Consider the following 13146-nt stretch of genomic DNA (forward strand, 5'->3'; position numbering starts at 1 on the left):
TGGCCGCCTAGACGCGAATGCGCGGGTCGAGCAGGGCGTAAACAATGTCTGCCATCAGGTTGAAGAGAATTGCTGCGGTGCCGGTGACCAGGAAGAAGGCCATCACCGGGTTGGCATCCACCCGGTCCAGGCCGGTGGCGAACATTTCGCCCATGCCTTTCCAACCGAACACCCGCTCGGTAATCACCGCGCCGCCGATCAGCCCGGCGAAGTCGAAGGCTGCGATGGTAGCGATGGGGATCATGGCGTTGCGGAATGCGTGGCGGAATATCACCGTGCGTTCGCTCAGGCCCTTGGAGCGGGCGGTGCGAATGTAGTCTTGCTGCTGAACTTCGAGCATCGACGATCGGGTGTAGCGCGAGTAGCTTGCCAGCGAGATAATTGCCAGCAAAATGGTGGGCAGCAGCAGCTGGGTGCCATTGTCCAGGAAGTGGTCCCAGTAGCCGCCCTCGAAGTTCGCCGTGGAGGAGCCGATGGTGGAGATCGGGCGTCCTTTGTTTTCCAGGAAGCCTGGCCAAGCACGGAACAGGTGATCGACCACGGTCAGTGCGGCTCCGACAAAGCCAGTGGCCATCGCGACGCTGGCGGCGACCTTGCGCAGCCGCCCGCCCATGAAGCGTCCGACCAGGGCGGGCAACAGCACCGCGAGGATTAAGCCGCCCAGCAGGATCCAGGTGTTCGGTTCGGCCATCAGGTAGAAGGTCGCGTAGTAGGCGATCAGCACGAGCGCCACGGTGATCAGCGCCGGATACAGCACTCGCTTTTCCTTCAGTCCCGTGCTCATCGCGGTGGCCGAGAGGGCGACGAGCGCGGTGAGCACCACGATGAATGCCGGTCCCATTTGCGGGTAGCGGTAGAAGTTCAGCCACAGCGAATACTGCATGGCCAGCGGCACGAAGACGGTGACCACCGCGAAGGTCAGCATGCGGCGCTTGAGCGATCCGGCGAGGAACGTCTGCAGGATCAGCCCTAGGATCATACCGACAAGTATTGAGGTTCCCAAGGAGATATCCGGTGCCGCGATCCAGTCGTTGAATCCGATAGCGAGGTATTCCTTGAGCAGCACCGCTGCCCAGAACACCGGAAGGGAGAAGAAGAGGAAGGTCAGGAAGGTGACGGTGTAGTCCAGACCCGAGTATTGGCGCACCGCGGTGAGCACACCGATGGCGATACCCAAGATTGCTGCGATCAGGGTGGCGATCAGCACCAGTCGCAGGGTCGAGGACGCGGCATTTGCCAGCAATCCGGAGACCTCCACGCCGTTGATATTCCGTCCTAGGTCGCACTGGCCGACAAAGCACTTCGAAACGCCGGTCAGCCAGTCCCAGTAGCGCAGGTACCAGGGCTGGTCCAGTTCCATATACTCGATGCGTTGGGCCATCAGATACTCGCGATTATCGGCGTTGCTTTCGCGCAGATCCTTGAGCGGATCACCGGAATTAATGACGAGGATATACAGCAGCAGCGAGGCTGCAAACAGCACTGCGAGGGCCGATCCAAGTCGCTTGGCGATGAATTTCAACACGGCGTCTATGTCCTACTTTCGTTGTCACCGAACGGTTCGCGGCGCCTAGGGTGGTGGCGATTCTGAACCGTTGTGGGGATGTGGTGGACACACTGCGGGGCCCGACGATCTATCGGGCCCCGCAGTCGTTCACTCACGGTGTCTGAGTTCTGTGCCTACCGGCAGTTACTCTGCACGTACCCACTGATTTGCGTTCCAGACGATCTGGTCCTGGGTCGCGGTGTGGCGGACATTTTGGATATCTGAGCCCGAGGCACTCAGGCCTGGGTGGGCAAAGACTGGAATGCCGTAGAGGTCATCCCACAAGAGCTTCTCGATCTTCTTGACCTGCTCCTGGTGCACGGCCGGATCCAGCGAAGTTGCCAGGGTCTCCCACTCGGCGTCTACCTGTTCGTTGGAGTACTTGCCGAAGTTCTGCGGCTTGCCGGTTGCGTAGATGTTCTGGCCTGAAGAAATCTGGCCGGAACCCGCCCAAGCGAACAGTGCTACCTCGTAGTCGCCGCGGTCCTGGGCGCCGCCCGGTGCGAAGAACTTCGCATCGCCGTCATCCTCGATCTCGAATCCAGCCTCATCACAGGAGGATTTGATGGCTGCGACCTGGTTGGTACGGCGCTCGTTCGGAGCGGAGTAGCCGATGCGCACCTTGGTGCCCACTGCGTCCTGCTCTTCCAGGATCTTCTTCGCGCCTTCGATATCGACCTCATCGTAGCGTCCGTCATAGGAAGCCGAGACGACGTCTTCATAGTTGTCCTGGAACGGGAAGACCTCGCGGGCGTTCATGACAATAGCCTCTGGGTTCAGCGGCTTGATCAGGTTGTCAACGATGTTCTGGCGAGGGACGCACATGGCGAAGGCCTTGCGCAATTCCAAGTTGGTGAACGCGTTGCCCTCGGTGAAGTTGAAGTCCAGGTGCTCCCAGGTCAGCGTGTCACCCTTCTGGATGTTGATCTGATCACCCAAGGCCTCAAGCTGGGAAAGAGTATCAACCGTTGGCTGCGGGTTGATGACGTCGAGGTCCTTGTTCTGCAGGGCCTGCACCATGGCAGCATCTTCTACGAAGCGGAAGGTCAGTTCCTTGGTTGCCGCTGGAGTTCCGTAGTACTCCTCGTTGGCGACCAGGGTGACCGATTCGCCGGCCTTCCAGGAACCGAGCTTGTACGGTCCGGAAACGGGACTGATCGCTTCGTCCGGCAGGGTGCCCGGATTAGTCACCCAACCTTCGTTCCAGAACTCGGCGGCCTCCTTCAGCTTGTCGGATTCGCCGGCGAGAATGGCGTTGGCCAGCTCTTCGGTGCTCATGCCGGCTTCCTTGGCCACCACGTGTGCTGGGTGGAGCATCCAGGACTGCAAGGCCCAGTCCGGATCTGGAGCGGCGAATTCGACGGTGAATTCCTTGCCTGCAACATCGCCCTGCGGGCCCTTTGGCACGGTGTCGCCCAAGTCGACGGAGACCGAGTTGAACAATGGCTTCTCTTTGTCGCCGCCTTCGTTCAGGTTCAGGTTCTGCACGCCCCAGGCGAGCACCGAGTCGGCGACGGTGATTGGCGTTCCGTCGGACCAAACGGCGTTCTCATTGATGGTGTACTTGATCGTCAGCGGATCATCGCTGACCTTCTCGTAGGAGCCGAGATCTTCATTCGGGTACAGGGTTCCATCGGTACCGAAGTACGAGAAGCCTGCGAACATGCGGTCCACGATCCCGGAGTTATAGGTCGAGTAGGTGTTCGGAGTGAAGCCGTTGTAGCTGAGGAACTCCGGCGCACCGATCGACACGTTGATGGCGCCGTCCTTGGTGGTGATATCCCCCAGATCCGCGAGGCCGCTGTTGGTAACTTCTGCCGACCCGTTGCCGCCAGCTGCACCCGACTCGGATGCCGCTGGGTCGCCACCGCCGCCCGGTGCACATGCGGACAACGCCAGAGCCATCGCTGCGCCTACTGCTACTGCCTTCGAAACACGTTGGAATCGCATTCCGCCTCCTTGAGAATTTGAACGTTACGAGTTCTGAACCGTGAAGCTCAGTGTGGAACACATCACCTGATGGAACCATTGAGCAATAGACTAACCGGATTTTGCCATCTTGGATATAGAAAGATGCGTTTCACATCTGCCAAGTGGCCCCGGGAAACAATCTGGTTACAATCGCCTTGTTACCGATCAGTTTAGAGATCCGGCTCACACCCGCGAGATTTCAAGGATTTCTTTCACATTGGGTTTTTTCAATCAGAAGGCACACTTCCGCGCGACGGTGGGCAAACTCATTTATAACGTTTTTGCAACATTTATTTCACATCCTCAAAAACTGAAACATTTCTTGAATAAGTCATTTTTAACGAACTCAGGGCAGTGACTTCTGGATGAAGTCACTGCCCTGAAGTGGACGGGAAATAAGCCGTTGAAAGCGCCTAGATCAGTCTGCACCCGGGATCGCTGCCAGCAGGTTGCGAGTGTAATCACTCTTCGCATTCTCGAAGATTTCATCCACCGTCACCTGCTCAACCATCTGTCCGAGCTGCATCACACACACGTTATCTGCGATCTCGCGCACTACCGCCAGGTCATGGGTGATGAACAGGTAGGTGAGTCCCAGCTCGCGCTGCAGCTCGTCCAGCAGCTCCAGAACCTAAGCCTGAGCCTGCCCATCAGCGGACAGTACCAAAGCCTTCGATGCGTGCGAGTATCGCACCTTCCTCCCCCTCAACAGATCGTTGCTACTTCTGCAGTTCGTAGGCATCACGCGCCCCATATCGCGAGTCATTGCACGTAGCGATCTGACTTACATCAAATATTGCAAAACAACCAATGGATAACTATGAAAGTAGTGCTTGAAATTGCGTTGATCCATCGATCAGCTCATTTTTTTACTCATGAAAGGCCTGGGAAATCAAATAAAAATGTTCATCATTCCAGGCTCTTCCAGGACCGCGCCCACACCTGCGAGGAACTCGCTGGCTTCCTTTCCATCGACCACGCGGTGATCGAAGGACAACGCCAAGGTTGAGGTGTGGCGCAGGGCCACCTGATCCTCAAACTCCCACGGACGGCGCTTGACCTGTCCGAGAGCAAGAATTCCGGACTGCCCCGGAGGCAGGATCGGAGTGCCGGCGTCGACACCAAAGACACCCACATTGGTAATCGAGAAGGTGCCCCCGCTCAGCTGGGCTGGGGCTAGCTTTCCGGCTCTGCCCAGGTCGATGAGCTGCGTCAGCTGCTCGGCCAATTCGCGCAAGGACTTGGCCTGGGCGTCCTTGACCACCGGAACCAGCAGTCCACGCTCGCTGGCAACTGCCATACCCAAATTAACCGAGCCGAACTCGATGATTTCGCCATTTGCAGCATCCCACCGGGAATTGAGCGCGCGGTAGGTGCCCAGCAGCCGTGTGGCGATCAGAGAGGTGAGCGTCGTGACGTTGAGCTTCACGTCTTTGAGCAAAGGATGCTTGCGCAACTTCTCGACAAGCTTCATGGATTCGGTCAGATCCACCGTCAAGAATTCGGTGGCATGCGGCGCGGTGAAAGCGGAATCGACCATCGCCTTCGCGGTTGCACGACGCACCGCACTGATCTTCACGTGGCGATCGGCTGAGGCCGCGCCAACCGAGGCCGCCGCTGGCTTTGCTGTTTTGTCCGGTACTTCGATCAGCGCTTCGACGTCTGCCCGCAATACCGCGCCGTCCGCACCGCTTCCGCGCACCGTTGAAAGCTCGATCCCGTAGTCCCGCGCGAGCTTGCGCACCGGTGGGGTGCTGCGGGTGGCCGTCCGGCGAGCGCCGGCGGCGGACGCCTCTGAGCTTTGCGCCGGTATCGGGCTGGCGGAAGAACCAGCTGCAGGAACGACGGCAGGCGAAGTGGACGCTGCGCCTGTGCGAGCGCGCCGGGCCGGACGGTTTGCACTCGCCGCCGGAGCACCGTAGCCAACCAGGGTCGGGGTGCGTCCGGCCTCCGCGGAGGCGCCGTCATCACCGGACGGGGTATCGGCATCCGGCGCCGCGGCTTCGTCGCCAAAGGTCACCAGCGGCCCGCCGACCGGTACCACTTCACCGGCGGAGGCATGCAGTTTCTGCACGATTCCGGCATATGGCGAGGGCAGCTCAACGACCGCCTTCGCGGTTTCCACCTCAGCGATGATCTGGTTCAGCGTGACATGTTCGCCGACCTGGATTTTCCAGTTCAAGACCTCTGACTCGGTAAGCCCTTCGCCGAGGTCGGGAAGCTTGAAAGTATTCGGAGCCATCACTTGGCACCTCCAGTGTGCGTCTCGTTGCGGCGCATGACCGTATCCACGGCATGCATCACCTTGTCCAGATCCGGCAGGTGATGGGATTCAAGCCTCGAAGGCGGATAGGGAATATCAAAACCGGTCACCCTGATCGGCGCGTGCTCCAGATAGTCGAAACAGGTTTCGGTGATCTGCGCGCAAATCTCCGCGCCGATTCCCGAGGTGCGGCTAGCCTCATGGACCACCACAAGCTTGCCCGTGTGCTTCACCGAATCCGCGACGGTGTCCAGATCCAGCGGATCCAGGCAGCGCAGGTCGATGACCTCCAAGCCGATGCCCTCATCCTCGGCCGCCAGCACCGCATCCTTCAGGGTGTAGACCGTAGGGCCGTAGCCGACCACCGTGACGTCATCGCCAACATTGAGCACCTTGGCCTTGGGCGAGCCGGTCTTTTCCGGGGTGCGCAGCTCGACTTCCGCCTTTTCGTGATAGCGGCGCTTGGGTTCAAAGAAGATCACCGGGTCATCGCAGTCAATCGCCTGGCGCAGCATCACGTAGGCATCTTCCACGCTGGAAGGGGCGAAGACCCGCAGCCCCGCGGTATGCGAGAAGTACGCCTCCGGTGATTCCGAGTGGTGTTCGGGTGAACCGATGCCGCCGCCGTAGGGTATGCGCACGGTGACCGGCATCTTCACCCGCCCGCGCGAGCGGAAGTGGAGTTTCGCCAGCTGGGAGACCAGCTGGTCGAAGGCCGGGTAGGTGAAGCCGTCGAACTGGATCTCCACCACCGGGCGGTACCCGCGGTAGGCCAAGCCAATGGCGCTGCCGACAATTCCGGATTCGGCCAGCGGGGTGTCAACCACTCGATGCTCGCCGAATTCCGCCTTCAGCCCGTCGGTGATGCGGAAGACGCCGCCCAGGGTGCCGATGTCCTCACCGAGCAGCACCACCTTTTCATCTTCGGTCAGCGCATCGCGCAAGGACTGGTTCAGCGCCTTCATCATTGAGGTGCTCATGCTTCACCGTCCTGGAAATCTGCGAGGTACCGCAGGTAGTTTTCCTTTTCCCTGCGATTGGGTCCATGGTCCTCGGAGTACACGTTCTCGAAGAGCTCGCTGGGTTCGGGATCCGGCATATTGGTTATGGCTTCGCGCAGTTCGGAAGCGAGTTTGTCCGCGGCGTTCTGCGCACGCTGCTGATAGGACTGCACGTCCGCGCCGAGCACCGTCAGGTGGTTGACCAAGCGATCGATCGGATCCTTGGCCTCCCACTCTTCGAGCTGCGCGTTCTTGCGATAGCGCGTGGGATCATCTGCGGTGGTGTGGGATCCCATGCGGTAGGTGACCGCTTCGATAAAGGTCGGGCCCAGCCCGTGGCGAGCGTGCGCCAAGGCAGCCTTGGTCGCCGCATAGACCGCGAGCACGTCATTGCCGTCTACCCGCCAGGTCTTCACGCCGAATCCGCTGGCGCGGTCGGCGATCTGGGTGCGGCTTTGCAGCGCTACCGGCTCCGAGATGGCCCATTGGTTGTTCTGGCAGAAGAACAACACCGGGGCCTGGTAGCTTGCGGCGAAGACCAGCGCTTCGTTCACATCTCCCTGGCTGGTGGCTCCGTCCCCAAAGTAGGCCACGGCCACCTGTTCTCCGCCATCGAACTTGATGCCCATGCCATAGCCGGCGGCATGCAGTGCCTGGGAGCCAATCACAATTTGCTGGCAAGCAATATTTACCTCGTGCGGATCCCAGCCGCTGGCGGTGGCGCCGCGCCAGACGCTGAGCAGGTCTTCGGCCTTGACTCCCCTGGCCCAGGCAACTCCGTGCTCGCGGTAGGAGGGGAAAATGAAGTCGTCGTCCCGGGTGGCACGCACCGAGCCGATTTGCGCGGCTTCCTGGCCGAGCAATGGCGCCCACAGGCCCAATTGGCCTTGGCGCTGCAAGGCGGTGGCCTCGTTGTCCAGGCGACGCAGAACAACCATGTCGCGCAGGAAGTCGGCCAGGTCTTGTTCGGTAAGCCCGGTGAGGTGATGGTCTAGTTCTTCGTCCGGAGTTCTTTCTCCGGAGACGTTGAGCAGCTGGTGCGTAGGTAGGCAACCTGCGGCTACGTCGATGTGCTTGGTGGACACGATCGGCATCCTTACTCTCGCGTAGTCAGTGGTGGACGGCTAGTTCAGCATTACCACCTACCTGTGATGCTACTCACATAGCGCATGTTGCACAATGGCAAGAAAAGATTTAAAGCAAAACGCACTATCTTGACCCTCGCCCGAGTGCTAATGTGCGCATTATGCAGCCTTTAGATGCCACCGATCGACGTATCCTCCTATCGCTGTCCAGCAGCGCTCGCCGGACCGCTTCGGCGCTGGCAAATGCGCTGGGCCTGGGCCGAAATACCGTGCAGTCCCGGCTCAACCGACTGGAGACCGAGGTTCTCTCCACCGTGGATCGACGCATCCCGCCAACCGCCTTGGGATTCGGGCTGCTTTCCTTTATCGAACTGCATGTGGACCAGCGCCATTTAGAGGACATTGCCAAAAAGCTGGAAGAGATTCCGGAGGTACTCGAAGCGCACGGACTGACCGGCTCGGCAGATATCCTGGTGCGCGCCGCCGCGGCGAATGCCGAGGAGCTCTTCCGCGTCCATGGGTTGCTGCTGAGTATCGAAGGGGTCAATCGGGCGGATTCTGCACTGTCCATGGCGGAGCTCATCCCCTACCGCACCGCAAAACTCATTGAACTGTCGCTAGCCAATGACAACGGAAATAGGCGGGCGTAGCTCGCGAGCAAACTTGCCGAGGGCCACCCCTTGGCCAAAGGATGCCGACACTGCGCAGGGCGCCCAAGGAATCGGTCGCGCACTGCCCAGCGCGCGGTTCCAGCTAGCCCAGCTGATCCATGGCTTCACAGGGGTTCGCACCGGGCTGTGCGTTGTGAATCGTTGCCGACAGGGTTGAGATAAGCCCGGCCAGCTGCGCGCTTTGCGCGTCATTCAAGCCGGTGAGCAATTCCTGCTCGGCCGCAGCCACCTTCACCTCGAGTTCTTCGAGCAGTTTGACACCCTGCGCGGTCGCAATGATCTTGCGCGCGCGACGGTCGCTGGGCGCGGCAACGCGCTTCACCAGATTCGCTTCAACCAGCTCGTCGATCAGGTAAGTCAGCACCGTGCGGTCGATCCCCAGGTGGGAGCCGAGCGCCTGCTGGTTCGCAGGATCGCGATGCACCACGGTCGAAAGCAACTGATATCCGCGCACCTGCCCCGGCACTGGCGCGACGCTCTGCGCCATCGCGAGCTGATGTCCGCGCAGAATCATCCCCAGGTGCCACCCGAGGTCCCCTGGAAGGAAACCGGGAAGTGGCTGGTGGGCGCCGAGGGGTGTGCTGCGTGAGGTGCTCATGATCACCATCATATCCGAAGCAATGGGGTTGCCAAGATGTTCTGCCGCAAATATAGTCTGTAAAACAGCATAAATCTTTGAAGGATGGCTTTGGTGAACACACTCGAAGGGGCCCGTTTAGCCCCACAGGCAACTATCGGCATTCTTGGAGCCGGTCGCGTAGGTACCGCCATTGCCCGTTTGGCCCTCGCGGCCGGGTATCGAGTTAAGCTCGCAACCTCAAAACCCGCCGAAGAAAACTCGCTGATCATCGAGATCGTCACCCCGGGAGCCGAAGCAGTCGACGCCTCCGAAGCGGCCGCCGCCGACCTGGTCATCGTGGCCATCCCATTGCACAAGTTCAAGGACCTCGACTCCCATGCGCTGTCGGGCAAGATCGTCGTGGACGCGATGAATTACTGGTCCGCCACCGACGGGGAGATCCCCGACTTCGTGAATACCGCACTGACTTCTAGCGAAGTCGTGGCGGCCTTCCTCTCGGCCTCTCATGTGCTGAAATCCTTCAACCACATCGGCTATCACGAGATGGAACCCGACGCGCTTCCCGCCGCAACCGGCGAACGCAGGGCGCTGGCGATCGCCGGCGATAATTCCGCAGCCAAGACGGTGCTGCGCGGATTTATCGAACATATCGGATTCGACGCAGTGGATGCCGGTGACTTGGCCGCCGGGCGGCACTTCGAACCGGGAAGCGAGATCTTCAACGGAAGGTTTAACGCCTCCGAGCTCAACGAGCTGCTGCATGCGGTTCGCATCCCCAACTAGCCCGACAACCGACTCACCCAAAGGAACTTGCCACCATGGATATCGGCGCCTATAGCTTCGGCGACACCCAGCGAAACCCCGACGGTTCGCTAGGTTCCACCGCCCAAGCGATCAGCAACCTCTTCGAAGCCATCAAGCATGCAGATGCCAGCGGTCTTGACTACTTCGGAATCGGCGAACACCACACCACCACCATGCCGGCCTCCTCCCCCGGCGCGTTGATCAGCGCGGCCGCCGCCGCCACGAAGCACATCACGCTGGGCAGCGCGGCAAGCATAATCAGCACCGATGATCCGGTGCGGATTTATCAGCAATTTGCCACGGCAGACATCATCTCCGGCGGCGGTCGGGTGGAGATCACCGCCGGCCGTGGATCTTCGGTCGAAACCTTCCCCCTTTTCGGCTTTGACCTTCAGGACTATGACGAGCTGTATGAACAGAAACTGGATCTGCTCATGAGCATCAACGACTCCGCCTCCGAAAACATCACCTGGTCCGGAACCACGCGCCCGGCCCTGGCGAAACTGGCGGTAGTGCCCCGCCCGGCGCAGAACAAACTGCCGATTTGGCTCGCCACCGGAGGAAACGCAGCCTCGTCGGCGCGTGCCGGCCGGCTCGGATTGCCGGTCTCCTATGGGATCATCGGCGGTGCCCCGCACCGTTTTGCGCCGCTGGCAGAGCTCTACCGCAAATCCGGGGCGGCCGCCGGACACGCACTTCAGACCCTGAAGGTTTCGGTAGCGGCGCTGGGGCTTGTCGCGCCCTCCACGAAGGAAGCGGTGGAACGCTTCTACCCGGGCTGGTACAACCTGAACATCGAAATGGGACGCCTGCGCGGCTGGCCGAAACCGGACAAACGAGCCTTCGACGCCCAGGTGGCCGCCCCCGGCGCCTACTACGTCGGCTCCCCCGACGAGATCGCCGAACGCATCGTCCACCTGCACGGATACCTGGGCCACATGCGCCACTTCCTGCAAAGCGACATCGGCGGGCTGCCCCAGGAACACTTCCTGGAATCAATCACGTTGCTGGCCACCGAGGTCAAGCCGCGCGTCGAGCGGCTGCTCGCGCAGAAGTAGCCGCCGAGCCAAGGCCGGCAATTAAACGGGCGGGGGCCGGAATCAGCCATTGCTGGCTGATCCCGGCCCCCCGCTCTGAATCGTTATCCGCAACTGAGCACCGAACTAGTGATCGACCGCCTTTTCGGCACCGACACCGGTCAGCGAGCGAACTTCCATCTCTGCCTGCTTGGTAATATCTTCAACGCCTGGATCGGTGATCGAACCCAGCCAGCCCAAGAGGAAGGCCAACGGGATCGAGACAATGCCGGGGTTGGCCAGTGGGAAGATGGCCATATCGATGCTTGGGATCATCGAGGTCTCCGAACCGGAGAAGACCGGGGAGAAGATGATCAGCAGCAGTGCCGAGGACAGGCCACCGTACATGGACCATACCGCACCGCGGGTCTTGAAACCCTTCCAGAACAGCGAGTACAGGATGGTTGGCAGGTTAGCCGAAGCGGCGACCGCGAAGGCCAGCGCCACCAGGAAGGCAACGTTCTGCCCCTGGGCGCCGATACCGCCGGCGATGGCGAAGATACCGATGATCACTACCGTGCGGCGGGCAACCTTCATCTCCTTTTCCGGAGTCGTCTTGTCCTTGGCGATCACCGAGGCATAGACGTCGTGGGCGAAGGAGGCGGCAGCGGTAATCGTCAGGCCGGCGACCACCGCGAGGATGGTTGCGAAGGCGACCGCCGAGATCAGACCCAGCAGCAGCGTGCCACCTAATTCGTAGGCGAGCAGCGGAGCGGCAGAGTTCACGCCACCCGGAGCGGCCTTGATTCGATCCGGACCGATCAGTGCGCCCGCGCCGAAGCCAAGAACCAGGGTGAACAAGTAGAAGGCGCCGATCAGCCAGATCGCCCAGACAACCGACCTGCGCGCTTCCTTGGCAGTTGGCACGGTGTAGAAACGCATCAGCACGTGCGGCAGGCCCGCGGTGCCAAGGACCAGGGCCAAGGCCAGCGAGATGAAGTCAAGCTTCGAGGTTCCGCTCATGCCGTACTTCAGGCCCGGGTTGAGCAGCTCCGGATTGCCGGCGACCTCGGCGGCCTTGCCCAGCAGCTCGGAGAAGTTGAACCCGAACAACGCCAGCGTCCACACGGTCATGATCAGTGCGCCGGCGATCAGCAGGCAAGCCTTGATGATCTGCACCCAGGTGGTGCCCTTCATGCCGCCGATCAGTACGTACATGATCATCAGCGCGCCGACGACGATGATGACCAGCGATTGCCCCAACTTGCCATCAATGCCCAGCAGCAGGGAGACCAGCGCACCGGCTCCGGCCATCTGCGCCAGCAAGTAGAAGACGCACACCGCGAGGGTGGAGACCGCCGCGGCGATACGCACCGGGCGCTGCTTGAGGCGGAAGGAGAGCACATCTGCCATGGTGAACTTGCCGGTGTTGCGCAGCAGTTCGGCCACCAGCAGCAGGGCCACCAACCAGGCGACGAGGAAACCGATGGAATACAGGAATCCGTCGTAGCCGTTGATCGCGATGGCACCGACAATGCCCAGGAACGACGCTGCGGAAAGGTAGTCGCCGGCAATGGCCGTACCGTTTTGCGTTCCGGTGAAGGAACGGCCACCGGCGTAGTAGTCCGCGGCGGTTTTATTGTTCTTGCTTGCCTTGAGCACGATCACCAAGGTGATGCCCACAAATGCGGCGAAGATTGCGATATTCACCAGCGGGTTGCCGACCTGAGTCGATTCGGCCCCCTGGGCCAGGATCAGCGAAGAATTCATTAGTTCACGCCCTCTTTTTCCAGACGCTCACGAATCTTCGAAGCCTTGGGATCAAGTTTATTGTTGGAGAACTGCACGTACAGTGCGGTGATGACGAAGGTCGAGACAAACTGCAACAGGCCAAGCAGGATACCCATATTGATGTTGCCGAAAACCTTGATGGACATAAAGTCATGGAAGTAGTCCGCCAACAAGACGTAGGCGAAGTACCAAACGAGGAAAAAGATTGCCATGGGGAAAACGAAGCTGCGGTGGGTCTTGCGCAGTTCCTGGAATTCTTCCGAATCCCTTTCCGCCACAAAATCAATGTCATCGGTGACATCGGGTTGCGATTCAGCACTCATTGGTGCCCTCCTTGAACGAGTTAAACAGGGTAGTGATGACGCACACATGTGCATTGTGACTAAGTTCACTATTGGTCATTTGCCCGTCCCCCACT

Annotated in this window: 12 protein-coding genes; 3 read left to right on the forward strand and 9 right to left on the reverse strand. The window is 60.3% G+C overall.

Annotated features, from left to right (window positions below; all coding sequences use genetic code 11):
• Positions 1–7 precede the first annotated feature (7 nt).
• The 6 genes from CIK76_RS13515 to pdhA all read right to left on the reverse strand — a co-directional run bounded on the left by CIK76_RS13515 (position 8) and on the right by pdhA (position 7875).
• On the reverse strand, positions 8–1525 hold the full coding sequence (locus CIK76_RS13515) for an ABC transporter permease (protein ID WP_096287328.1): 1518 nt from the start codon (positions 1523–1525) through the stop codon (positions 8–10).
• 165 nt (positions 1526–1690) lie between these two features.
• Positions 1691–3496: an ABC transporter family substrate-binding protein gene (locus tag CIK76_RS13520; protein ID WP_096287330.1), complete on the reverse strand. Its 1806-nt coding sequence runs from the start codon at positions 3494–3496 to the stop codon at positions 1691–1693.
• Positions 3497–3935: 439 nt separating this feature from the next.
• The gene (locus CIK76_RS19985; protein WP_176484218.1) at positions 3936–4073 is read right to left on the reverse strand and encodes a hypothetical protein; all 138 of its coding nucleotides are present in this window, start codon (positions 4071–4073) and stop codon (positions 3936–3938) included.
• Between the two features lie 336 nt (positions 4074–4409).
• Positions 4410–5759, reverse strand: a complete 1350-nt coding sequence (locus CIK76_RS13525; protein ID WP_096287332.1) for a dihydrolipoamide acetyltransferase family protein — start codon at positions 5757–5759, stop codon at positions 4410–4412.
• The gene (locus CIK76_RS13530) at positions 5759–6760 is read right to left on the reverse strand and encodes an alpha-ketoacid dehydrogenase subunit beta (protein ID WP_096287334.1); all 1002 of its coding nucleotides are present in this window, start codon (positions 6758–6760) and stop codon (positions 5759–5761) included. The genes CIK76_RS13525 and CIK76_RS13530 overlap by 1 nt, the downstream gene beginning before the upstream one ends.
• Complete coding sequence (gene pdhA / locus CIK76_RS13535; protein WP_096287336.1) at positions 6757–7875, reverse strand: pyruvate dehydrogenase (acetyl-transferring) E1 component subunit alpha; 1119 nt, start codon at positions 7873–7875, stop codon at positions 6757–6759. Before pdhA ends, CIK76_RS13530 begins: the two co-directional genes overlap by 4 nt.
• Before the next feature lie 152 nt (positions 7876–8027).
• Here pdhA and CIK76_RS13540 point away from each other — a divergent pair, with 152 nt between their 5' ends.
• The gene (locus CIK76_RS13540) at positions 8028–8516 is read left to right on the forward strand and encodes an Lrp/AsnC family transcriptional regulator (RefSeq protein ID WP_096287769.1); all 489 of its coding nucleotides are present in this window, start codon (positions 8028–8030) and stop codon (positions 8514–8516) included.
• Between the two features lie 103 nt (positions 8517–8619).
• On the opposite strand, the gene CIK76_RS13545 is transcribed toward CIK76_RS13540, so the two are convergent.
• Positions 8620–9135, reverse strand: coding sequence for a MarR family transcriptional regulator (locus tag CIK76_RS13545; RefSeq protein ID WP_176484219.1), 516 nt, complete (start codon positions 9133–9135; stop codon positions 8620–8622).
• A gap of 93 nt (positions 9136–9228) precedes the next feature.
• Here CIK76_RS13545 and CIK76_RS13550 point away from each other — a divergent pair, with 93 nt between their 5' ends.
• Complete coding sequence (locus CIK76_RS13550; RefSeq protein ID WP_255248473.1) at positions 9229–9900, forward strand: NAD(P)-binding domain-containing protein; 672 nt, start codon at positions 9229–9231, stop codon at positions 9898–9900.
• A 35-nt stretch (positions 9901–9935) separates the two neighbouring features.
• The gene (locus tag CIK76_RS13555) at positions 9936–10979 is read left to right on the forward strand and encodes an LLM class flavin-dependent oxidoreductase (protein ID WP_096287342.1); all 1044 of its coding nucleotides are present in this window, start codon (positions 9936–9938) and stop codon (positions 10977–10979) included.
• A 105-nt stretch (positions 10980–11084) separates the two neighbouring features.
• Here the strand turns inward: CIK76_RS13555 and CIK76_RS13560 are convergent, their stop codons facing one another.
• Entirely contained in the window at positions 11085–12707 is a 1623-nt protein-coding gene (locus CIK76_RS13560) for a sodium/solute symporter (protein ID WP_096287344.1), read from the reverse strand.
• Positions 12707–13051 carry a DUF485 domain-containing protein gene (locus tag CIK76_RS13565; RefSeq protein ID WP_096287346.1) on the reverse strand — a complete coding sequence of 115 codons (345 nt, stop codon included), beginning with the start codon at positions 13049–13051 and terminating at the stop codon, positions 12707–12709. The genes CIK76_RS13560 and CIK76_RS13565 overlap by 1 nt, the downstream gene beginning before the upstream one ends.
• Positions 13052–13146: the final 95 nt, after the last annotated feature.

Origin of the sequence: Glutamicibacter sp. BW80 (genome assembly GCF_002332385.1) — a bacterium.
Taxonomy (GTDB): domain Bacteria; phylum Actinomycetota; class Actinomycetes; order Actinomycetales; family Micrococcaceae; genus Glutamicibacter.

Excerpts from the sequence above, each read along its gene's own strand:
- CIK76_RS13555 (WP_096287342.1), top strand. The coding sequence starts at position 9,936 with ATGGATATCGGCGCCTATAGCTTCGGCGACACCCAGCGAAACCCCGAC.
- CIK76_RS13565 (WP_096287346.1), bottom strand. The coding sequence starts at position 13,051 with ATGAGTGCTGAATCGCAACCCGATGTCACCGATGACATTGATTTTGTG.
- CIK76_RS13560 (WP_096287344.1), bottom strand. The coding sequence starts at position 12,707 with ATGAATTCTTCGCTGATCCTGGCCCAGGGGGCCGAATCGACTCAGGTC.
- CIK76_RS13520 (WP_096287330.1), bottom strand. The coding sequence starts at position 3,496 with ATGCGATTCCAACGTGTTTCGAAGGCAGTAGCAGTAGGCGCAGCGATG.
- CIK76_RS13530 (WP_096287334.1), bottom strand. The coding sequence starts at position 6,760 with ATGAGCACCTCAATGATGAAGGCGCTGAACCAGTCCTTGCGCGATGCG.
- CIK76_RS13525 (WP_096287332.1), bottom strand. The coding sequence starts at position 5,759 with ATGGCTCCGAATACTTTCAAGCTTCCCGACCTCGGCGAAGGGCTTACC.
- CIK76_RS13545 (WP_176484219.1), bottom strand. The coding sequence starts at position 9,135 with ATGAGCACCTCACGCAGCACACCCCTCGGCGCCCACCAGCCACTTCCC.
- CIK76_RS13540 (WP_096287769.1), top strand. The coding sequence starts at position 8,028 with ATGCAGCCTTTAGATGCCACCGATCGACGTATCCTCCTATCGCTGTCC.
- pdhA (WP_096287336.1), bottom strand. The coding sequence starts at position 7,875 with ATGCCGATCGTGTCCACCAAGCACATCGACGTAGCCGCAGGTTGCCTA.